Origin of the sequence: Microbacterium caowuchunii, assembly GCF_008727755.1 — a bacterium.
Lineage (GTDB): Bacteria > Actinomycetota > Actinomycetes > Actinomycetales > Microbacteriaceae > Microbacterium > Microbacterium caowuchunii.
The window spans coordinates 2,636,339-2,658,797 of the sequence record NZ_CP044231.1 but is presented as its reverse complement, the minus strand read 5'-3'; the positions used below and the strand labels follow the sequence as shown (position 1 = coordinate 2,658,797).

15 protein-coding genes are annotated in these 22,459 nt (G+C 65.4%); 3 read left to right on the top strand and 12 right to left on the bottom strand.

From position 1 onward, the window contains the following. Positions 1-47: 47 nt before the first annotated feature. Positions 48-2,213 (top strand): DUF6923 family protein, encoded by a 2,166-nt coding sequence (locus F6J84_RS12605; protein WP_191905670.1) that lies wholly within the window; start codon positions 48-50, stop codon positions 2,211-2,213. Between the two features lie 79 nt (positions 2,214-2,292). Further along, positions 2,293-3,147 (top strand): class C sortase, encoded by an 855-nt coding sequence (locus tag F6J84_RS12600; protein WP_150974180.1) that lies wholly within the window; start codon positions 2,293-2,295, stop codon positions 3,145-3,147. A 53-nt stretch (positions 3,148-3,200) separates the two neighbouring features. Here F6J84_RS12600 and F6J84_RS12595 read toward each other — a convergent pair whose 3' ends face one another. From F6J84_RS12595 to F6J84_RS12585, 3 genes are all read right to left on the bottom strand, one after another. After that, entirely contained in the window at positions 3,201-5,891 is a 2,691-nt protein-coding gene (locus F6J84_RS12595; RefSeq protein ID WP_191905669.1) for an AAA family ATPase, read from the bottom strand. Positions 5,892-6,064: 173 nt separating this feature from the next. Next, positions 6,065-7,471 (bottom strand): HNH endonuclease signature motif containing protein, encoded by a 1,407-nt coding sequence (locus tag F6J84_RS12590; protein WP_150974178.1) that lies wholly within the window; start codon positions 7,469-7,471, stop codon positions 6,065-6,067. 126 nt (positions 7,472-7,597) lie between these two features. Continuing rightward, positions 7,598-7,810 (bottom strand): hypothetical protein, encoded by a 213-nt coding sequence (locus F6J84_RS12585; RefSeq protein WP_150974177.1) that lies wholly within the window; start codon positions 7,808-7,810, stop codon positions 7,598-7,600. 698 nt (positions 7,811-8,508) lie between these two features. Between F6J84_RS12585 and F6J84_RS12580 the strand changes: the two genes are divergently transcribed. Then, positions 8,509-9,567 (top strand): acyltransferase family protein, encoded by a 1,059-nt coding sequence (locus F6J84_RS12580; protein ID WP_191905668.1) that lies wholly within the window; start codon positions 8,509-8,511, stop codon positions 9,565-9,567. Between the two features lie 570 nt (positions 9,568-10,137). Here the strand turns inward: F6J84_RS12580 and F6J84_RS12575 are convergent. The 9 genes from F6J84_RS12575 to F6J84_RS12535 form a co-directional block, all read right to left on the bottom strand. Continuing rightward, positions 10,138-11,421 (bottom strand): O-antigen ligase family protein, encoded by a 1,284-nt coding sequence (locus tag F6J84_RS12575; protein ID WP_191905667.1) that lies wholly within the window; start codon positions 11,419-11,421, stop codon positions 10,138-10,140. Between the two features lie 253 nt (positions 11,422-11,674). Beyond that, positions 11,675-11,875: a hypothetical protein gene (locus F6J84_RS12570; RefSeq protein WP_150974174.1), complete on the bottom strand. Its 201-nt coding sequence runs from the start codon at positions 11,873-11,875 to the stop codon at positions 11,675-11,677. 928 nt (positions 11,876-12,803) lie between these two features. Next, on the bottom strand, positions 12,804-14,114 hold the full coding sequence (locus tag F6J84_RS12565) for a UDP-glucose dehydrogenase family protein (RefSeq protein ID WP_150974173.1): 1,311 nt from the start codon (positions 14,112-14,114) through the stop codon (positions 12,804-12,806). Positions 14,115-14,240: 126 nt separating this feature from the next. Next, positions 14,241-15,545 (bottom strand): oligosaccharide flippase family protein, encoded by a 1,305-nt coding sequence (locus tag F6J84_RS12560; protein ID WP_191905666.1) that lies wholly within the window; start codon positions 15,543-15,545, stop codon positions 14,241-14,243. A gap of 898 nt (positions 15,546-16,443) precedes the next feature. After that, positions 16,444-17,394 (bottom strand): glycosyltransferase family 4 protein, encoded by a 951-nt coding sequence (locus tag F6J84_RS15840; RefSeq protein WP_420846200.1) that lies wholly within the window; start codon positions 17,392-17,394, stop codon positions 16,444-16,446. Positions 17,395-17,519: 125 nt separating this feature from the next. Beyond that, a complete protein-coding gene (locus tag F6J84_RS12550) occupies positions 17,520-18,614 on the bottom strand; it encodes a glycosyltransferase (protein WP_202980445.1) in 1,095 nt (364 codons plus the stop codon). A 32-nt stretch (positions 18,615-18,646) separates the two neighbouring features. Beyond that, entirely contained in the window at positions 18,647-19,756 is a 1,110-nt protein-coding gene (locus tag F6J84_RS12545; protein WP_150974170.1) for a glycosyltransferase, read from the bottom strand. Positions 19,757-19,785: 29 nt separating this feature from the next. Continuing rightward, positions 19,786-21,330 carry a sugar transferase gene (locus tag F6J84_RS12540; protein ID WP_420846159.1) on the bottom strand — a complete coding sequence of 515 codons (1,545 nt, stop codon included), beginning with the start codon at positions 21,328-21,330 and terminating at the stop codon, positions 19,786-19,788. Positions 21,331-21,541: 211 nt separating this feature from the next. Further along, positions 21,542-22,438, bottom strand: a complete 897-nt coding sequence (locus tag F6J84_RS12535; RefSeq protein ID WP_150974168.1) for a hypothetical protein — start codon at positions 22,436-22,438, stop codon at positions 21,542-21,544. Positions 22,439-22,459: the final 21 nt, after the last annotated feature.

Below are 22,459 nucleotides of genomic sequence, written 5' to 3'. Positions count from 1 at the left end.
AACCAGAGGTCGGTCCCGTGCCACACCCCACACCCATGTCACGACGCGTGAGAAGGCTGCCCCGTGCGGCGCGCGCGGTGCTCCTCTTCGGCGTCGCGCTCCTCGGTGTGGCCGTACCCGCAACCGTCGCCGCCCCCGCTGCGCAGGCCGCGGACGAGGCGGCGCCTCCGGTGGCGTTCAACCCGCTGTACCCGCAGGTGTTCATCGGGCAGCACATTCCGACCACCCTGCTCGGCGGCCAGCAGCAGAACGGCAACCTCGCGCTGACCGACCTCGGCACCGCCGACGGCATCGGCTACAACGCCATCGGCTTCAACACCAACGACGGATTCATCTACGGCATCCGGGCGAACGAGGATGCGAACGGCACGAACAACCTGGTGAAGATCGGTCAGGACGGAGTGACCGTCGACCTCGGCAGGATCGCTGGCCTGCCCGCCCCGGAGCCGTCGACGGGCGGCAACGTGAATACCTACACACAGGGCGCCTTCGGCGGCATTCCGGGTCCAGGCGGCAACAGTCATCTGCTGTACGTCCGCGATTACAACAACTCGAACCACAACAAGACCATGTGGGCGGTCGACGTCGCGCAGAAGACGGCGACCAAGATCACGTTCACCGCGAACAGCCAGAGAATAGAGGGCGTCGCCGACTTCACCTGGGTGGGCGGCAGAGACTTCCTGGGCACCCGCGGAAGCCTCGTCGGTGCGTCGCCCACGCACATCTTCGTGATCACGGAACAGCCGGCGGGCACGTTCGTGGTGACGTCGTTCCCCAATCCGATCCCGAACACGGACGGGCGCCAGTTCGGTGCGGCTTGGACGCTCGGCAACGGACGCCTCGGTTTCTCGGACAACAAGACCGGCGCGGTCTTCCTGGTCGACATGGATTCCACCGGCGGGGGGAACATCTCCTTCACCCTCGCCGCCCAGTTGACGGGTCCCCCGACGAGCAACAACGACGGCACGAGCGCGCCGGGTGGTGACGTCGACCTCGGAATCGTCAAGGACGGCCCCGCGCAATACGCGGTGGGCGACACGCTGAACTACACCATGACCGTCACCAACCACGGGCCGGAACACGTGTCCAGTGGCAGCGTCCTCACCGACACCGTGCCGGAAGGACTGGGCGAGGTCGCGTCGACGACCGAGGGGTGCACGGTCGTGGGCCGCGCCCTGACATGCGTGCTCGGTGCGCTGGAGGTGAATGAGACCACGGAAGTGCAGATGTCGGCGAAGGTAATGACCGAGATCACCGCTCCCGGGAGTCAGGTCATCAACACGGCCCACATCGAAGGCAACGAGCACGACCCGAACGAGGCGAACAACTCGTCCACGACCGCAGCCGACCCGTACCCTCCGGTGCTCGAAAGGGCGAAGAGCTCGATTCCGGTATCGGGAACCTCTGTGACCGCCGGTGACCTCGTCTCGTACGAGCTCACCTTCCACAACCCGGGCCGTGTTCCGGTGCAGGTCGATCAGGTCGACCGATTCGCCGACGTGGCGGATGACGCCGACCTGGAGGGGCCGGTCGTCGCCGAGACGCCGCTCGCGGTCGTGTCAGGAGCCACGGAGATGTCCATCACCGGAACGCTCGCGCCCGGGGCCACCGCCACCGTGCACTATGCGATGCGCGTGAACGATCCCCTCCCCGACGACACGAACGGGGTGCTCGGCAACTTCCTTGTGACGCGCGGCGAGACCCCGCCCAGCACGTGCGACCCGACGACCCGGCTCTGCACAACGCATCCGCTGGTCGGCACGCTCACCTGGAACAAGGTCGACGGCCAGACACCCGCGGCGGCGCTCGCCGGATCCGAGTGGACGCTGACCCGGTACGACGATGCGGCAACGCCCGCGCTCGTGCCGTCGTCGCAGATCGTCGTGACCGACTGCGTCGCCGAGTCGGATGCGGACTGCACCGGTGCCGACAGGGATCCCGCCCAGGGCGGTTTCCATGTGCGGGACCTGCCGATCGGGACCTACCAGCTCGCCGAGACGCGAGCGCCCGCCGGGTACCAGCAGATCCAGCCGATCGACATCCGGGTCGTGTCGAACGTCGACTACGGCGACATCGTGAACATCCCGGTGGAAGGGCCGACGCTGCCGCTGACGGGTGGCATGGGCACGTCGATGTTCTGGGCACTGACCGGCGGGTTCGGCATCATGGCGATCACCGCGCTCATCCTCCAGCGTCGACGGATGCGGGCCTGATCCGGTGACCGTAGAACTCGAGACGCGTCGGTCTCGCTCGCGCCGCTCGCGCGGGCGAGGCCGGCGGTGGCGGCCGAGCGTGCTGACCCTCACGGTCGCGCTCTTCGCGCTCGCCGGTCTCGGGGCGGGTCTGTATCCCATGACCGCGTCCTGGTGGTCGCAATACAACCAGTCGCAGATCCTCCGCAACTATGAGCGCTCCCTCGAACGGGTCACCCCGACTGCCGAGGAGCAGCTCGCCGCTGCGCATGCCTACAACGATGCCCTGAGCGCCGGCGTCGTGCTCGGCTCGAACGCGAACGTCCCGGTCGGTGACGGGACCTCGAGCGACGACGCACTGGAGTACTCCCGGACGCTCACGGCGTCGGATGCGGGACTGATGGCGCGGGTGCGGATCCCGCAGATCGACGTCGACCTGCCGATCTACCACGGCACCAGCGATGAGGTGCTGTTGAAAGGCGTGGGCCACCTCGAGGGCTCGCACCTGCCCGTCGGTGGAAGCGGGACCCACGCGGTGCTCACTGCTCACCGCGGCCTCGCGAACGCGACCATGTTCACCGACCTCGATGGCGTGGACGTGGGCGATCGGTTCACCGTGGAGGTGTTCGGTGAGGTGCTGACTTACGAGGTGCGCACGAAGGAGGTCATCGACCCCGCCGACACCGGCACGCTGCGCGCTGAACCCGGGCGGGACCTCGTCACCCTCGTGACCTGCACACCGCTCGGGATCAACTCGCACCGCATCGTCGTCACCGGGGAGCGGGTGCTGCCCACCCCGCCGGAGGATGTCGTGGCGGTGGGGAGCGACCCGACCATCCCGGGATTCCCGTGGTGGAGTGTGTACCTCATCGCGGGGATGACGGTGGTGACCGGGTACGTCTGGCGACAGGGCTATGCCGACGCGCGGCTCGTTTCACGACGGGGGGAACGATGACAGCCGGGCCCGTCGTCGTGGCGATCCCACCCGCGCCGACCGAGCGACGCTGCTCAGCCCGAGTTGCCGTGGCCGGGCAGCAGCCCCATCCGCGTGGCCTGCAAGATCGCCTCCTCGCGGCTACCGACCCGGAGCTTGCGATACACGGCCAGCCGGTGGCGCTTCACGGTCGCAGGGGCGATGTCGAGGGCGAGCGCCGCATCCGCCAGCGCGGGGTGGGTGGCCATCGACTCGAGCGCACGTTGCTCCATGTGCGTGAGGCTTTCGCGCCGCACGCAGCGCGCCGCCTCGGGGACGCTGTCGATCAGGGTGGTGATATCGCAGACGCCGGCGTCGCGCGCGGCCGCCGCGATCTCGACGAGCGGGTCGAAGGGGACGGACCGCAGCATCATCGACAACTCGCACCGCTCGATGAGCTCACCGGCATCGCGGAGCGACACGAACGCCTCCTGGGTGCGTCCGCATCCCCATGCCGCCACCGCTCCGATCAGCAGGGCATCGATCCGCTGCCGCAGGTTCAGGGCGGCCGTTCCCAGACGTTGGATGGTCAGCAGCGCCCGCACGTCGTCGCTACGGAACAGCGCGAGGCGTGCCTGCTCGATCTGCACGAACGAGTTCTTCGCCGGAAGGGAATCGATCATGCTCTTCGACGTCGCGAAGTTCCCCGACGTCGTGTTGAGCATCGCCTGGTACAGGGCGAGGTAACCGCCCCACACGCCCACGCCGTGCCGCTCGCGTTCGACCTGAGTCACCGCCGCGCGCAGATGAGGCAGGGCCCAGTCCGGTCCGCGCTGGTAACGCACGCTCTCGGCCTCGGCCATGATCACCATCGGCCATTGCTCGATCCGGTCGTACCAGGGGGAGATGCGTGCGACCGCCTGCGCGAGCAGGTCAGGTCGCCGGAACTCATAGGCGTGGTGAGCGCGGACGACCTCTGCGTTCACCCATCCGAGGGCCGGGCCCGGACCGTGTGCCTCACGTATGTCATCGGATCGGGCGAGGAGCTCCGCGCCTTGTCTGAAGTCCCCTTCGTTCGATTCGACCAGAGCGAGTCCGCTCAGTGCCACGTGCAGCCAGGGGCCGTGCCGCACCGTGCTGCGGGTCATCCCGGCACGGGATGCGGACGCTTCAGAGCCGGGACTGAGTTCCACCAGGGTGGCCAGCTTCTGCCATGCGCGGCGGGCAAGGCCGGCGTCTCCGCCCATGAAGGCGGTGAAGGCGATCTCGGCGAGGAGGGCCGGGTCGGTGTACGGGCCGTGGGAGGGAACGTCGTCGGGATCGCCGTCCACGAGTCCCGCGGGAGAGCTCAGCCGGGCCTCGATCTCTTTCGCGATGGCGAGGGCGGCGGGGGCGTCGCCCCGCACGCGCTCGCCCACCATGACCTGCGCGCGGTGCGCGAGGTACAGCGGGTCGTCCGGGTCCGGGTTCATCTCGAGTCGGCGCTGCGCGCCACGGTAGGACAACTGTGATGTGTGCCACAGGCGTTTGGGTGAGACGGTGGCGAGTTCGAACTCGAGGAAGAACCGCGCTGCCGCAAGAGTGGGGTGCGTGGACAGATCGTCGTCCGTCAGGGGATCGAGCGCGGCCAGGCAGGTGGCACGGTGGTCGGTGATCAGGGTGAAGTTGGCTGCGAGGACCCGCTCGGCCTCAGGCAGGTACGAGAAGCGAAGATATGCCCGGAAGGCGTCGAGCGGTGTGCCGCGTTCTCTGTCCCGGGTCGCGCGGAGCACCAGTGCCCGCCGCTTCGACGAGCTGATTTCGCGGGTGGCTTGTGCGGCGACGGTGGCACGCACGGCCGGGTGCACATGGAAGGTCTCGGTGGGCGTGGACCCGACCGCGGTGATCACCCCGAGTTCTCGCAGCGTTCTCACGTGCATCAGCGTTGCGACCGCCGGCCTTCCGAGGACCTCTTCTGCGTGCTTCAGGGTGAGCCCGTCGACGAGGGATGCGGCGAGCACGAGCCCCCGGGCGGCGGGGTCGAGCTGGCCGAGGACGTCGAGGATGTCGACGGCGAGGCGCTGGAGCGCGGGGTGGGGGGTGGACGAATGTCGTGGGCTCGGGTCGTCATTCCCCTCGCGCAGATCGGGGGAGCTCTCGGATGACTGCGCGGAGCGGAGGAGGGCGGTGACGGCGATGGCCCATCCGCCGGCCTGAGCGAGCGCGTCGGTCAGGGCCGGTGAAACGTCGACGCCCCACTGTGCGGCGAGGTCGCGCGCTTCAGCGGGCGTGAAGGCGAGGTCTTCCCGGGTGATGACGCGGACACGGTGCCGGTAGAGCGGGCCGTCGAGGATGTGCACGGATCGCGCGAGCACGCAGAGGCGGAGATGAGGGCTGGTTCCACTCAGTTCCAGGAGGGCGCGGTCGTTCTCGACGCTGCTGACGTGATGGTAGTCGTCGATCACGAGCAGTGTCGGTTCCGTCATCGCGCCGACGAACTGGCGCACGTGCTCGCGGGCGTCTGCTTCGTGGAGGACCGGTGGCGCGGCCTCCCTCTGCGCGAGGGCGTCGGCGAGCGTGCGCCAGAGCGAGCGGTCGGGCCGCGCAGATGCATGTGTCACGTATACGCGGGTGCCGACCACCGAGGGCGAGTCGATCAGTTGAGCTGCCAGGGTGCTCTTTCCGGAGCCGGCGGGAGAGACGAGCAGCACGAAGGGGGTGAGGTTTTCCTCTGCGTCCCAGAATCGCCGGAGTAGTCGCTCCCTCACGATGAGTTCGCCGGTGTCCACAGCCGAGTTCGTGCGCATCGGTAGTCGTCCCCCACAGGTGCCCCGCCATTCTCCGCTTCGGGGCGGAGGCGGGCGTTCGTGATTGTGAGTGTATTGGCTGCGGCGAGCGCAGGCGGGCCTGCGTACCAACCAATGAGACAGGAAGCCCGACGTGATGCGGTGTTCAGAAGTGCGGCGGGCCGCCTGACTGCTCAGAAGGGTGGTGGTTCTCCGTCGGGGGTGAAGGTGACCGACGGTCTGCCGGTGCCTGTGCCGACGAGGGATGCCGCGGTGGCGCCGGGGAGTGCGGGTCCGGGTGGGTGGTCGGTGTAGGTGTGTCCGGCGGGGGAGGTCCATTCCAGGATCCCGGCGGCCAGTTGCCTGACCCGCCAGGGTGTGGCGTGTTTGAGGGTGTGGTGTCCGCGGCAGAGGTGGGCGAGGTTGCCGGCGTCGGTGGGTCCGCCGTGGGCATAATCCCGGGTGTGGTCGACGTCGGAGCGGATGGCGGGCATGCGGCAGCCGGGGAATCGGCAGCGGTGGTCTCTGCCGCGCAGGAATCGTTTCAGGTCGGCGATGGGCTGGTACCGGTCGGTGGCGAGCACGGCCCCGGTGATCGGATGGGTCAGGATCCGGTCCAGCCCCGCGCTGTTCCCGGCGAGTTTCCGGGCGGTGGCCCCGTCGACGGGGGACATTCCGGCGAGGTCGGCCGGTTCGTCGCCCGCGCCGAGGAGGGTGAGGACGGGGACGGTGACCTGCACGACTGCCCGGATCGCGCCGAGTCCGCCCGCTCCGTCACCATCGAGGTGCGGGTCGGTTCCGGGGGTGGTGGTGAGGAGCATGTCGGCGAGCAGGTCGGCACGGATCTGATCGGTGGTCCGCTCATCCGACGCGAGGACCTCCGCGGGTGACGGCTCGTCATCCACCCCGAGCAGACCCTCCTGCGCCGTGACCGCCACCCGTGCGCGTTCCCGGACGTCCTTCACCGCGGTGGCCTGCCGGGTGAGCCGGTCCAGGATCGCGTGTGCCAGCGTGGCCGGGAGCGTGACGATCAGTTCCGCCATCCCGTCTTCGAGCGGCAGCACGCGGACGCGGCGGTGTTCCCTCGCGTCCTGGTGCCGATCGGTGAGCGTGCGGGGCTGCAGGGATTCCGCGAGCATCTGCAGCAGGGGTCTCGCCCGGTTGGGGGAGTTCTGTTCGCACTGCACGACCGCGGCCGCATCCAACAACCCGCGCGCCTCCGCATCCAACGGGGCGCCGCATTCCACGACCAGATCCACGTGCCGGCGGAGGATCCGGCCCTGCTCGTACGCGGTGAACGTGTCGGGGTAGTGGTCGATGAGGGTCATCGCCCGGTTCATCCGGGAGAGCACGGACCGGTCGGAGTCGTTCCACGCCGCCGCGATCTCCGCCGCGACGGACCGTAACGCCATCTCCTTCGCCTGCACGGAGTTCTTCCCGGCTTGGCGCAGCGCGAACGCTCCCGCGTCGGCGAGGAACCGGACCTCGCCCGCATCACCGGCGTTCTTCTGCGCCAACACCTGCCGCGATGTCGACACCAACCCGGCCAGCACGGCGGCGTCAGCGTCGCTCGTGCCGAAGGGGAGCCTCGATGTCGTCATACCCCCATTCTGGCCAGGGCCACCGACATTCCCCGGCCCGATGAAGCCCCAGATCAGGGGATGTTTCAAACCCGTGGATAAGTCGTAAACACGCCACCTGTGGAGGACAAGACGGAGCGCGCGTCGCTACCGCGCCGCACGCGTCCCCGGAGCCTCGTCGCGCCGAGCGGCGGGGGCGGCGGGATGGTCGAGATCGGCGATGGCCGCCTGGAGCCACTCTTCCAAGCGCCAGGACGGCACACGGAACAGACGCGCAATCGCCGAGACGGGATACCCCGCCTCCAACACCGCAGCGACGGCGAAGTCCTGCATCGACGCGAACTCGCGGTCTGCCAGCATCGTCCGTAGATCCCGCAGTGAGCGCACCGGGCGACGCGCAGGGCGGCCCGCCCGCTTCATGGCACCCCCGGCCGAGGCGCCGGACACCGGGATGCTCCCGCTCACAGGCATCGGCGCGTAGCCTGCACTGTCCCCCCGCGGCTGGCCGGCACTCGGTCCCCTCGCGTCGGGACCTCCAGGGCCGGAGGAAGCGGCCGACCCCACCGACGCGCCGGCATTATCGACGCCATCGCACCCCTCCTTTGGTGGGCTCAGGCCGCAGAAAGCGCCCAAGTTCGCCCTCGTGACGGAGGTCGGGAGGGACCGCGCCGAGTTCGTACACCCGCCGTTGCCGGGCCGAGGTGGAGAGCCCGCCGCCTTCAAAGCTCCGGGAACGACGCGCCACGCACGACCGTGTCCGCCGTGACCTGCTTGAGTAACGGCTGAGAATTCTCGACGGGTCGCTCGCTGCTGATCGAGCACAGCGCGGGTTTCTCCGTTCAACTTCCCCCGCCCGTGATGCTGGCCTGCGCCGAACTAAGGGTTAACCACCATGGTGGTGCTCAACCTATCGCCCCAAGCCATGGTCATTGCGCCCCAAGGTAACTGGGGACTGCTGAGGGTTTGGGTAGTTCTGGACCCACGCCCGACAAGGTGCAACGTCGGCCGAATGCTACCCTCCGATGGTGGCGGGGGAACCGATTGATTCGGCACCGAGCGTGCACCGGTATGACAGCATCCAGGCCCTGCGGTTCGTCGCAGCACTGCTGGTGGTGATCACTCACTCGACCTACTACGTCGCAGACAGGCTCGACCCGAGCTTCTTCGTCTGGAAGGGCGGCACAGTCGGCGTCGACATCTTTTTTGTGATCTCGGGATTCGTGATGATGATCACCGCATCGCCGTTCCAGAAAATCCGCGGCGGCTGGAAGTACTTCGCGATGCGCCGCGTAACCCGCATCGTACCGATGTACTGGATAGCCACGACGGCGAAGATGGCTACCCTACTAGTCCTGCCCGGTGTCGCTATAAACAGCGCGTTGAACCCTCAGCATGTCCTGTTTTCGTACCTCTTCCTGCCCACGCTGAACGAGGCGGGCAAGGGCGAACCCGTGCTTGGCGTCGGGTGGACGCTCACCTTCGAGATGTTCTTCTATGCCGTGTTCGCGATAGGACTTCTGGTCCGCGCGAACCCATACATGTTCGCCAGCGCAATTATGGTGCTGGCCGCAGCAGGCCACCTCATACGCGGAGACGGCGTCTGGCCGATCTGGGCGTTCTACTTCGACAAGGTGGTGCTGTACTTCGTGATTGGGATGACCATCGCAAAGGTCGCCACAAGCCCTACCCTCCGGCGATACATCCCGCAGATGCTTGCCGGGCTCGCGGCTGTCGGAGTCGCACTGGCCGTGATCGGCCATGGCGACTGGTCGCGCAACGCGTGGTTCCGCACCGTGGTTGTCGCAGCGATTGTCCTCGCCGCTGTGGCGGCCGAACGCTGGGTCGGTCACAGCATCCCGCGCCCGGTTCTGTTCTTCGGTGACGCCTCGTACTCTCTCTATCTATTCCACCCGCTGATCGCCCCGCTGGTGCCCGCGGTGCTTGCCATCATCGGGGTGAGAGTCGGTTGGCTCTCCGTGCTGGGCTCGATCATGGCTGCACTCGTTGGTAGCGCGCTGATCTACCTGTGGATAGAGAAGCCCATTACGAAAGCAGCGCGGAAGCTGCCCTACGCCGGGAAGCTCCCGCGCCACGCATCCAGCGTCAACCAACCATGACAGCCCCGCGTGCCTGCACGGAAATGTTCAGCACTCCGGACGTTAGGTTCACGGGCGTTACCTGGGGATACAGTTCACTGCGCGAGTCGACAGAAGCACATCGATGACGGTCTTCCATCCGGCGAGTCCTTCTAGCCCTACGGCCTTGCCAAAACGCTGTCGGACAAGTGCCGCATCACCGCCGACCTGCGCTGCTCACGTCCCGATCGGCCGCCGTTTTGAGCCGCGACGCCGGAGGGAAGCATGATGGGTATGACGAAAGTGCGCCCGGTGCAGGTTGTCACCATCAAAATGAACACTCCCCAGCCGGCACCGACGCAAGTGCCCCCACACTTCGGGCAGACTTTCCTGCCGGTGACTTGAATAGATCCATTCCCGCCGAAAAGAGAGCGTAGGGCTGATAGCGCTGGATTCGGCCTGCCGCGTGGAAGACGACAACGAGCAGGATCATCGCCCCACGTAGCGCATCCATCCAAGCAAGACGACTTTCGGGGCCCGCGAACGACACATTTACCAGCCTGAGGCCCACGGTGCGGCGACTCGGCGCTGCGATTTTCGCGCTTGGGGATCTTAGCCCTGCATCGCCATCGCGGCGAGCGCCACCCCCGCGACGAGGCAGATCAGGGTGAATCCGACCTTCTCTGTCTTGGTGAGAGTCGCGCGGCGCGAGAGGGCATCAGGCGAGAACTGTCCTACGGGGTCTGGGCGCCGGAAGAGGATCGATATGATCGGCCAGATGATCGCGCTCGCGGGCGCCAGGATCAACGCGCGCAGAGGGTCCTCGATTACCGACAACAGCAGAATCGTCATCAGCACGAGCAACGGGACCGCATCGTACGCGTAGCGGCGTGCACCTGATGTGAGCATTGTAAGGAGCGCGACCACGAACCCGACGATGCCGATGAGGCCACCGATCGTGGCAACTGTCACGAACACGTTGTGACCAGTGTTGATGATGTCCCCGATCCGAAGGGACAGATCAGACGCCTCCATAAAGGCGTTCGCGGCGGTCCCAGTCAGCGGCGACTCCATGAAGGAGATTAGGCCTTGCTGCCAGATCATGCCGCGCTGCGTGAAGGCTGTCGGGTCGTCGTTGATCAGAGGCAGCGCAACCATCGCCACAAAGGCTGCGACCGCCGCCCAAAGGACGAGGACCCGACTCGCCGCACGGTGGGCCCACAGCGTAACCAGGGTGATAATTAGCACCGCGACCGCAACGAGTATTGATGTGCGCGACGCCGACCAGAGAAGCACGAGGCCTACAAGCCCAATTGCCCCCACGCGCCCGAATCCACGGGTCGTCCACGCTACGAAGGGCAGACCCAGGGCCATGTTGAGGCCAAGTTGATTCGAGTGCCCATAGGGGCCAGCGAGGATCGACGAACCGATAATCGCTTTCTCCCCGCCGCTGTGGAAGCTCATCGGCATCATTCCGGGTTGCCCCGGGAGCAGGGCAAGCATGAGGCTGAGGCCCGCGATGAACAGTGTCATGTTCCGGATCAGCGTGTAGACCCGCTCGGCCGGGAGGTTGGCAATGCTGAGTATCGCCATCGCGGGCGGGTACATCCAGGCTTGCCATGGCACGCCGCCGTTCGTGAAGACGTCCACAACGTAGATGGACGCCCACGGGACGATCGCAAGCAGGATGCGCCCGAGGTCGACTTTCGCGCGCGCCACAGCTGCGTCGAGCGCAGCGACCAGAATCAGCCCAATTGACAAGTATTGGAGTGCCTTAGCGGCGAGACCCGCTAGCGGGCTCACGACGACGTCGCCCAGGCCCGCGTACTGGCGGCCGATAAGCACCGCGTTGATGAGCGAGGGAACCCAGAAGTGCGCCCAGATCGCGAGGATCATCCCAAAGGCGGCCCACTGGTAGATAGCTAGGCGGGGCTTACTCTCCTCGAGCGCTCGACTGCGCGCGCGCTCAGCTGCCCCAACTACACCGCCTGCTCCTCGACTCATCCCCGAGCGTCCTCCCCGGAAGACTCTCTCGCGCCCCCCCGCCTCAACGACGAGCCTATGGGGTACACGGCGCCGAGGACAGCTACCACCCTCATGGGTCGCGCCAACATCAAGAGTTATCGGCGCGACCCATGAGTCGGCACTATCAGGGGGCAGTGATCCGCGACCAAATGTTCACGGCACCGAACTCGGGCTGGTTGAACTCAACCAGCCGCTGACCCGTCATGTCATTCGAGTACACCCCGAAGCGGAACTCTGGCCCGTCGTTCCGGCTGTAGCCGAGCGGAACGTTGCCGTTGAAGCTCTGCGCACCGTCAATGCAGAAACGCTCGTAAACCGCCGCCACTCTTCGAGGACCGCATGCGGAAATACACCTGGTACCGCTGTCCGATGTCGATCGCCTGCGGGCAGGGCACCTCGGTTTCAAGGCCAGCGGGTAGCCCGATTCCGTCAGGTGAATCGGCCTGACTTTCGTTCCGTTCTTCAAGCAAGGATGGAACACGGTGAACAGGAAGTACTCGCCGGAGATGCGTGAGCGTGCGCTACCGATGCTCGCGGAAGTCAGGCCGATTCAGAGGGCATCGCACGGCCTAAAACCCTTAGCGCTTGACACGCATGCCGAGCTGACGAGTCAACCCAACGCTCCCATGGGTTTCATGCTCTTACCTGCTCGCAAAGGCGGGGCTTCGTTCAGCGGCGCGTTCACTTGGGCGCGCATCGGTGTTCGCGTCCGGATAGGCCGACGATCCCATTACGCACCTGGGAGTTCCGCTGCGAGCTCCTCCATAACCGGATGATCGGGTGGTTGGACGGGGCCGGCGCCGCAGGCGACAACGACGCCGCGGAGTCGTTCTTCGCTCCGCTGCAGGAGAACGCACTCAACGGGCGCTCCTGAGCAAGTCGCGAGGAGCAGGGGATCACGATCGTGACCTGGATCGAGGGAACCCGCCGCCGCCGCCGCCAACGATCGGGCGTTGGACGTCTGACCCTGGCGTAGTCCGACACCCATCGTGGACACGCCACCGCCCTCGCGGCGTGACTAGAACTTTTCACCTGCACCTGCCCCTGCCCCTGCCCCTGCACCAGCGCCGATTCGGCGAATAGGCGGTGGCTGGGCGTGTGCCGGGATCAGAGCGCCCTTCGCGCTGCGCGGCGTCAATATGCGTCGACGGTCACTTCGGGATCAGCATTAACCAGGCGTGAAGCGATGAAACGGTCGTGTTCACCAGGAGACCATCCTGGTGAACACCACCGAATAGCGGTTAGTAGAAGGCCTACGGTCGACCCATCCCGTAATAGGTCCAGCCAGCCTCACGCCAGGCAGCGGCATCGAGGCAGTTGCGTCCGTCGATCACGATCCGCCCCTGGGTCAGCGTCGCGGCGTGCTCCGGGGAGAGCTGGCGCCGGTATTCGTCCCATTCGGTGACGACGATGACGGCGTCGGCGCCGCGGAGAGCTTCGTCGCGGTCGTCGACGTAGTTGAGCTGGGGGTGGATGCGGCGGGCGTTCTCGATTGCGGCCGGGTCGGTGATGGTGACCCAGGCGCCGAGGCCGTGCAGGCGAACGGCAACGTCGAGAGCCGGCGAATCGCGGATGTCGTCGGAGTGGGGTTTGAACGCGGCGCCGAGGACGGTGATGTTCTTTTTGAACACCGATCCGCTGAGGCCTTCGACGACGAGGTCGACGGCGCGGTCGCGGCGGCGCATGTTGATCTCGTCAATTTCGCGCAGGAACGCGACGGATTCACCGCGACCGAGCTCTTCGGCGCGGGCGGAGAACGCGCGGATGTCCTTGGGCAGGCAACCGCCGCCGAAACCGATGCCGGCGCCGAGGAACTTCCGGCCGATCCGGTCGTCGTAGCCGATCGCGTCGGCGAGCTGAGTGACGTCCGCGCCCGTGACTTCCGCGATCTCAGCCATCGCGTTGATGAAACTGATCTTCGTGGCCAGGAACGCGTTCGCGGACACCTTCACCAGTTCCGCGGTGGCGTAGTCGGTGACCAGGAACGGAGTGCCCTTGCCCACGGACGGGTGGTACACCTTGCGGAGGATCTCCGCGGCCCGCTCGCCCGCCGGGCCTGCGGGGACGCCGGCGACGAGCCGGTCCGGGTCGATGGTGTCCTGCACCGCCCACCCTTCGCGGAGGAACTCGGGGTTCCACACCAGCGTCGCCCCGGTCGGAGCCACCCGCTCGGCGAGGGTTGCGGCGGTGCCGACCGGGACAGTCGACTTTCCCGCGACGATGTCACCCTCAGCGAGGTACGGCAGGAGAGCGTCGATGGCGGCGTCCACGTAGGTGAGGTCGGCGGCGTAGCCACCCTTGACCTGCGGGGTACCCACGCCGACGAAGTGCACCTGCGCGCCGGCAGCCTCGGCCATATCGGTCGTGAACCGCAGCCGCCCTGACGCGATGCCCTCAGACAGGATCTCCGGCAGCCCGGGCTCGAAAAACGGCGCCTCCCCCTTCGACAGCGACGCGATCTTCCGCTCGTCCACGTCGATACCGACCACATCATGGCCGATCGAGGCCATCGCCGCAGCGTGAACCGCGCCGAGATACCCGCATCCGATGACAGACAGGTGCATAGAACTCCTCTTAGATAAAGGCGACCCAGGGTGGGTCTATGTGACTGCTAGTGGCTCACCTGCTCGCGACAGTGCAATTCAGGTTTCGTCGGACGGTTAACGAGCAAGGGCTTCGAACAAGGACTGCTATTTCTGACCGCGCATCATTCGCCGGACCCGACGGACGAGAGAAACCACGTCACTGATCCTGATGACATAGAACGAACTTACAGACATGCCGTATCGAGCACGGAGCTGGAGGATGTTGATGTTGCTTGATACCAAGTTGCCCACGAGTGTCGCCAGAGCAGCGCCCATCGCCCCCAAAGGCGGAACGAGGAAGAAGACTAGTGCAACGTTAAGAACGCACGCTACGACCAGCGAGTAGCTTCGAAGCTGGGGATGCCCTCGTGCGCTAAGGCCCGCACCTGCGACAGATCCCGGAATGCCAGCCACAACTGCGGCTAAGAGCATGATCGCGATCGGCGCCGCGGGCCCAAAGTCGTCCCCGAACGCGATCGGAATCCACCAGAAGCATGTTGTCCCGAGTGTGACGCCAATGCAGAGACACACCAGAAGCGACAGCCGCGCGGCGCGGGACAGGTCTGCATTCGATGCTTTCTTGGCATCCGCCGCAAACACCACCTCCCGAATGGCGGTATTGACCACTAGAGGCAGTTCCGCAATCGTCACGGCGACGACATATAGTCCGAGCTCCTGCGCGGAACTCAAGGGCACCATCGCAACTTGATCGATCCGCATCAAAATCACGCCAGCGATGGAGCCCAGCCACGCACGAGCCCCATAACCTGCGACCGCTTTTAGGCCGGGAGGGGAGGGTGCAGGTTGAGCAGTTCGCTTGAGCAGCCGCGCGTAGACGAGGCCGGCGGCGATGGGTGAATATGCAATGCACAGAGTCGCTGCGAGGACGGTGAGTTCGCCAGCAATCGCTAAAATCGCGATGAGCGCCAACCGGAGTAGCGGGCCGGTCGCCCGTTCGACCGCGACCAGCGTCCATAGACCGAGCCCCGCTGCAACTGCGCGGAGCACGCCGACAACAACAGTTGGGAGAATCCCGAGCGACGCCAATATGATCAGCGAGCGCAGTTGCTCGTCGCCTGCCGCCAGTAGGGGAGCGGTCACCACTGCGGCAATGGTCGCTACCAAGCCGGCAGCACCAACCAATAGTATTGCCCGCACGGTGACGCTGAGTTTGTGTCCGGGCTGGCGGGCTACAAAGTAGGTCACAGCATCAGGGATTCCGACAGCTGCAATGGTGGCCAGCAGGAGAAATGGCGCGGTTGCTCCTGCCAACTCGCCGCGGCCCTGCGCACCAAGCGTGTGCGCCAAGATTGGGGCGCTAGCAAGTCCAGCGAGCGGTGCAATAGCATTCCCGAAGAAGTTTTTCAGCGCGCTTGTGAAAGACGAGCTATCCCCTCGACTTCGGCTCATTTTTCGCCTGCAGTAGGTGCGGAGATCGCTGCGCTGAGTGTCGCGAGGGCCTTCGCGTCGTACGTGGCAGAAATCTGTCGGTCGTTCGCGCTCTGACCCGTATTCGTGCGGTGCAAGGCAACCAATTGAGTGGAAGCGATCTCCGGAAACTTGCGGGGGCGGTGATTGATTTGGCGGACGGGCCATCCATGCGTGACAGCCCGATAGTGGAGCCAAACGTCGTCAGCCTGTGGACAAGATTTCAGGAAGGCTTCACCGTCAACGCGAAGCTGATTCAGGAAAGTGGGTGGGTAGTAGACTCCCGACACTCCCGTCGCGAAGTTCAGAATTGAGGCTGATTTACCATCGGCCGAACCCCACGAATTGTACGGCGCGACATTCGCATGGTCATCAATCGAGATACGGTGTGCCCGGTAGCACACAATTGTCCCTGGGGATAATGATGCTGCCGATTCCAGTTTGGCCAACCATGATCTGGGGTACAAAGAGTCATCGTCGGCAGTTACCAGCGGGTCGGTGTGGGTAGTGTTGCTCGTCACGTAGGGGTAGTACTTCGTGTGTGGTCCGAATCGGCCCTGGCTCGTGAGTATCTCGAGCCCACGTGAGCGAAGCCTGAGCAGCTGTGGGGGCAGATCATGGTCCGTCACCCCGGGGTCAGTCCACAGTATGAGCCGACGGGGGCGAGTGCGGCCGCGTCCGATCGATTCGATTGTTAAATGAACCGTATTGAGTCGTTGTCCGTAGCTGGTCAGCGACACAACGGTAGTCCCGGATGGGTCGGTCAAGAATCGTTTCGTCCGGCGGCCACGGGCTGCGAGTATAGGCACGATGAGGCGCGAGGCCGCACCGCGTCGAACCTTGGAGGCTCGTCGAGCGACGCGACCGAAAATGCTGGTTCTCATCGTTCAATCCGCTCCTGGCGCAGTTCTTGCGCCCTCGAGATCGCTCTTCTCACCGAGGCGTCTATCGTGAGTTGTTGCGCGTTCGAGTGGACATGCTCAGAGACAGCCTCGCGGAGATCTGCGTCGTCGAGCAGAGTTCGGACTGCGCGTGCCCAAACTGCCGGGTCATCGGAGTCGACGACGCATGCTCTCCGAATGCCCTGATCGGTGAAAAGCAGCGGAGCCGCCCCATACTGCGCCCCGAGCACGACGGGAAGCCCAGCGGCGGCAGCTTCAACGGCGCTGCGGCCAAAAGCCTCCCGAGTAGAGGTCCCCACGAACACGGACGCATCAGCCCAGAGCGAGTCGGAATCCGTCCACCCCTCCCACCGAAGGCCTGGGACGCTCCGGCTTTTCAAGGTTCCCAGAAGTGGTCCGTCTCCGAACGCAACACCGGCGTGGCCTGTCTTGGCGACGATATCTGCAAACAATCCGGGGCGCTTATCAATGGCGACGCGCCCAGCCCATACCAAAGGTCCGCTTCCGTCTTGCCCGTTGGCAATGCGACGGACGGGGGCGATTCCCGCTGGCACAATGTGTGCCTCTCTTGCGGACGCGAACTCGCCGGCCAGCACCGGTGTCGTTGCCCACACGTCGTCCGCCTGACGTAACGCCGCCGTTTCAACGACACGTAGGATGGCTCGCCGTAAGAGACTTTGTTCACCGACAGCGGGCCAAGGTCGTCCACGGACCCAAGCGATCCAGATTCTGCCTTCGCGAATTCCGGATTTCGCGAGAGCTACGTCGCTTTGTGAAATCAAGGAGATCACCACATCGGCGTCCGCTGCCTCAGGGGCGGCCCCGATAATCTCGCGAATATGCCGTATTCCAGCGTTCCCGCGGGCCGAAAAGCTGAACTCGCGTACGCCCGGGGTGATCAGAGGGGCGCCGGGGGCGCCGGGACGCATTCCGACGAGGGCCTTCCAGCTGAATCCAGCACTCTGAGCCGCTCGCACGAGGTCGTGAGTCGTTCTATACACGCCGCTCCGGGCCATGAGCGGGATCGCGACTAACAAGACCCGGGGGGACTCGTTCAAGCGCGCGCCCCCAAGCCAAGGCGATCGAGAATGAAGTCCGCCTTTCCGTCCCAGCGAACGTCGGGAGGTAGGGGAGATGCGACACGAGTGACTCGCTGAGTCCCTCGTTGCGCGATTGCAGTGAGCCAGGTGACGTGATCGCTCGCAGGTAGGACGGTGATCGCGTCTAGGCCGCGACTCGCTGCGCCGGTTACTGGAGTCGTGAGTACAGGAAGACCTGCGGCGCGGTACTCATACGTCTTGATGACGTCCCCACCCACCTCGCCCTCACCGACGCGATGGGGTACCCATCCCAGGTCGAACTTAGTCAGGAGCTGCGGCACGTCGTTGTAGTGGACGTCTCCAAGCATCGTGATGTTCGACCGCGCTTCCATGGGCCGACGGTATTCCTGGTCCAGCACGGGACCAGCGAAAGTGAAACTGATATGCGGTAGGGCATCCGCCGCATCGAGGATAAGTTCCAGATTCAGGCGCTTCCCGATCTTCCCCACGTAACCGATGGTCAGGGGCCCGGAAGCATTCGAGTTCTGGCTGAATCGTTCGGGGTCGCACCCGTTCGGCAGAAAGACGACATCGTCGCGCCCGAAACGTCTCGCCAGCTCGACTGTGCCCTCGGCATTCGCCGTTACGACGGAAGCGTGATCGAAGAGCGCCCGGTATGCATCGGTTACCTCACGGCGCACACCCGAGAAGGCATAGTGAATTGTCCAATCGTCGAGAAGGTCGAACGCCACCGGCATTCGTGACCGGACGACCTCCGGCCACGCTGACGACAACGACACGAACGGGTTCCAGGTGATCACCGGGGCTGTCACCGAGGGGAGCCGGCGATGATACGACTTCAGCGAATCAACCCACCACCGCTGCCGATCCTTCGAGGAAGGCAGCTTCCAAACGCGGGTGGATATCGGGGTCGTATTCGGTGCCACGCTGGCGGAGGGGTACCGGCGCAACGGTGCAAGGACCAGCGGCTCAGGGCGGGAGATGACTCTCACGTCTCCCTTGCCGCGCAGCTTCTTGCCGAACCATTCGATGAAATGACCATCACGGGTACGGTAGCCCTCGTTGGAGAGCTTGTGTTGCCCGTGCATCGGAAATGCGATGAGTCCAGGCCTAGAGTCGGTCACTTCATTTTCCGTTCTGCAAGGGCGCTCAGCTGCTGCTCATAGCTGGCGCAGACGCCTTCCCACGTATAGACCGCGCGGGAACGCGCGAAATTCTGCTGCGAGGCCGCTTCCTGAGCGTCCGCATCCCGCGCGAGTGCCACCACGGCCTCCGCGATATCCGCCGGATTGGGCGCGCAGAAATGCCCGCCGCCGCCCAAGACCTCGCGGTTGTACGCGGTATCCCGAGCCACGATCGGAGTGGCCGTCGCCATAGCTTGCACCAACGTCGGATTGGTGCCGCCCACACTATGACCGTGGAAATACACGGCAGCGTGCTGCCACAAGGCGAGGAGCCGCTGGTCGTCGCTGATGTGGCCCATCCACGTGATCGACTCGTGTCGGCGGGACAACTCGGCCACCTGCTCATCAAGTGGTCCTCCATATCCGGAGGAACCGACGATCACGACCGGAATATGGCGGGAGATAGCCTCGGCGGCGTCGAGAAACTCCGGAATGGTGTTCTCGGGGACGAACCGCGCGACCACGAGAACATACCCGCGATGGGTGAAACCCGGCTCGACGGGTAGCTCCGGAGGGACGTCACCACCGTACGGAATGAAATGACCGTGACGCTCGAACGTGTCTTTCCATCTACGTCCGATTTCGTGTGAATCGTAAACGAGTTCATCACCGAACCACTTCGTCAGGCGGGCTCCGACACGGAATGCCTTCTTCGCGCGAGGGCCCCATTTGGCGCGGTGCCATTCAATCCCGTCCACGTTCACGAGCGTGCGAACGCCTCGAACCTTCAGGAGAGGGAGGAAATAGCCGTTCGCGACGTTCATCACCAATGCGACGTCTGGTTTCATTCGAAACGCATGCAGTGACGCTGTGAAGCCATAGGAGAGCGTGCTGATCGATTTCGATTCGACGCCGCGTGTCATGATGCTTCTGACGCGCAGGTCCCGTCCTGGATCGTCGTCTTTGGTTGCGCCATCACGCCCGTAGACGGTCACGTCCCAGCCCGCGTCAACGAGGTAGGGCGCTAGCTTGCGAACCGCGGTCTCGAAACCGCCGTAATAGCTCGGATAGCCTCGCGTGCCGATGATGGCTACGGATTTTCTCACCGTGTAATGCTCCTGGTGCTGAGTAAATGTCAAAACGCAGTCTGGCCTGGCGCTAAGGCTGCTTTCGCTGTCTTCGAGAGGATTGCGAAGTCTCCCATGAGGCTCCAGTTCTCGACATACGAGAGGTCGAGGCGAACGGTGTCCTCCCAGGAGAGGGAAGAACGCCCGCTCACCTGCCATAGCCCCGTAACCCCGGGCTTCACAAGAAACCTGCGATGTACGTGATCCGCATACTGTTCGACTTCTCGGGGTAGCGGTGGGCGGGGGCCGACCAACGACATCGACCCGCCAATCACGTTGAAGAGCTGAGGCAACTCATCCAGGCTGAATCTCCGCATTACGCGACCCACGCGAGTCACCCGCGGATCGTTCTTCATCTTGAAGAGCACCTCGTTGCCTGAATCGACGCCGACTTCGGCGCGCTTCTGCTGCAGGCCCTCCAGCAGATCTTCGGCATCGACCACCATTGACCGGAACTTCAACATCTTGAACTCACGGCCGCCGCGGCCGATGCGCGTCTGGCGGAACAGCACCGGGCCGGGGGAGGAGAGGCGCACGGCGATTGCGAGGGCGATGAGGATCGGGCTGATCACGATCACGCCCAGTGTGCTCGACAGCAGGTCCATGCTGCGCTTGAGGAACAGTTGGCCCTTGCTGAATCGCGGGGTCTCGACGTGGATGAGGGGCAGCCCGGCGACGGGGCGCGTGTGCAGCCGGGGGCCGGCGATGTCGAGGATGCTCGGCGCCAGCACCAGGTGCTGTTTTCCGGCCTGCAGGTTCCAAGAGATCTGCTTCACCTTCGACGGGGGCAGCTCGTCCGTGCTCGTCACTGCCACGGTGTCGGCAGAGGTCAGCTCCATGGCCCGTTCGACCGCATCCACGGAACCCATCCAGGGGATGTCCGTGCCCGGGATCGTGCTGGCGATCTGGCCCGTGGGGGTGCAGGCGCCCACGACGTGGTACCCCGCGCTCGGCACGCGGCGGAGCTCGCGAGCGATCTGCGTCACCGAGTCAAGTGAACCGACGAGCAGCACGCGAGCGGAGAAATCACCTGACTCACGCTTCACGACGAGCCATTGGCGCCACAGCCAACGGGTGAACAGCAGTACCAGGATGCCCATCGGCAGACTGATCAGCAGGAACCCGCGGGCGACGTCGATCTGGGTGAGGAAGGCGATGATGGCGATCGCGCCGAAGAGCCTGAAACTCGACTCGCCGATCCGCACGTACTCCGCGAAACCGGTGCCGATGACGCGGTAGCTCCGGGAGTCGCTCCAGGCGAGGGCACCCATCCAGGCGATGATCAGGCCGGTGGAGAAAGCCCAGTACGACACGTCGCTCAGACGGGCATCCTCACGCATGGAGAGTTGGGCGTTGCCCAGCCCGAACCAGGCGATCTGGGTGCCGTAGACCACCCAGATCAGCGCGAGGAGATCGGTGATCCACAGGCGCCGGGCGTAGCTGCGCCGCCAGTCCGTCCGTCCCTGCACGGCGGAGGAGGGAGCGGGATTCTTCGAAGTTTGTGTGTGCGTCAGCGACTCCGTTGTCGCATCGACCTGACTTTCGGTCGACACAGTGGTTTCCCCTCTCCACCTCCAGCGAGCAGCTGACATCGGAAACCTAGCAACCGTTTGTGACGACTGTGTGCCGGATGCAGAGTACGTCGTTGCACTGAGGTTCCGCAGCGATCGTAGCGCGGTCGGGACCTTCGGCTCTGTCGGCCTTTTGGACTACATTCCCGAAAATCACAAGGGGCTTTCGCCCCCATTTTGCGCTGGGCGAACCCTAGGGGGTGGCGACCGTCTCCAACGTATCGAGGGCCCAGATCAGGGTGTTCGGACCCGAGGTTGTGATGGCGGAGGGCGCGGAGGGGCTCTCGACCTGCACGCAGGTGCTCGCCACGCCGGAGATCGTGATGCCATTGCAACCTGGGGCGACCGCGGCGGTGACGACGGCGCCCGACTGCAGTGCTACCGCCAGGGCGTTCTCGGCCACCTGCTCCCACTCGTCGTCGACCAGCGTGTAGGCGATGCCGTCGCACACGAGCGCGGTGGCGCCGCCCCCGGCGCGGACCCCCCAGGGAGCGTCGCAGGGGGCTTCGACGCGTCCGGACGGGGTGATGACCTCCGCGCCATCCGGAACAAGGTAGGTCGCCCCGGCGAGCACTTCGGCGTTCGGCTCCCAGAAGCGGCCCTGCGTGAACGTGCGCAGACCCTGCACCTCGCAGTCCGCACCCATCAGGGCCACGAGCTGCGCCTCGGTGCCGGCGAACGCGTTCAGGCTCAGGATCTGGCCGATGCCGAGGTAGCGAGGGGTGACGTCGTTCCAGGTGCGCCCCTCATCCGTCGACCGCTCCAGCAGCGGCTCCGTCCCGCCGCACGCGCCCGCGGTAGCCCGCCACAGGGCGCCGCTGCCGGCGGAGAGGAACCGCTCCTCGGCGCCCGGGGCGGTGATCACGACCGGCGTCGGGGTCGCGGTCGGGGTCGCGGTGGGGGAGGGTGTCTCATCCGGGCTCGGCGAGAAAGACGGGACGGGGCGGGGGCTCTGCTCGACCGGCGCGCCGCCCCGGGTGCGCTGGAAGGCCAGCACGACAAGAACGATGACCACCACCGCGAGCACCGCGACGAGCACCCCGGACCACCATCTGACCCGGGTGCTGGTGCGGAATCGAGGTTGCCTCATTGCCCTCTCATCTCTCGGACG

What these genes read in the sequence shown, in the direction of transcription:
- F6J84_RS12595 (WP_191905669.1), bottom strand. Translation starts at nt 5,891, where the DNA reads ATGCGCACGAACTCGGCTGTGGACACCGGCGAACTCATCGTGAGGGAG.
- F6J84_RS12590 (WP_150974178.1), bottom strand. Translation starts at nt 7,471, where the DNA reads ATGACGACATCGAGGCTCCCCTTCGGCACGAGCGACGCTGACGCCGCC.
- F6J84_RS12585 (WP_150974177.1), bottom strand. Translation starts at nt 7,810, where the DNA reads ATGCTGGCAGACCGCGAGTTCGCGTCGATGCAGGACTTCGCCGTCGCT.
- F6J84_RS12575 (WP_191905667.1), bottom strand. Translation starts at nt 11,421, where the DNA reads ATGATCCTCGCGATCTGGGCGCACTTCTGGGTTCCCTCGCTCATCAAC.
- F6J84_RS12565 (WP_150974173.1), bottom strand. Translation starts at nt 14,114, where the DNA reads ATGCACCTGTCTGTCATCGGATGCGGGTATCTCGGCGCGGTTCACGCT.
- F6J84_RS12560 (WP_191905666.1), bottom strand. Translation starts at nt 15,545, where the DNA reads ATGAGCCGAAGTCGAGGGGATAGCTCGTCTTTCACAAGCGCGCTGAAA.
- F6J84_RS15840 (WP_420846200.1), bottom strand. Translation starts at nt 17,394, where the DNA reads ATGCGTCCCGGCGCCCCCGGCGCCCCTCTGATCACCCCGGGCGTACGC.
- F6J84_RS12550 (WP_202980445.1), bottom strand. Translation starts at nt 18,614, where the DNA reads ATGCACGGGCAACACAAGCTCTCCAACGAGGGCTACCGTACCCGTGAT.
- F6J84_RS12535 (WP_150974168.1), bottom strand. Translation starts at nt 22,438, where the DNA reads ATGAGGCAACCTCGATTCCGCACCAGCACCCGGGTCAGATGGTGGTCC.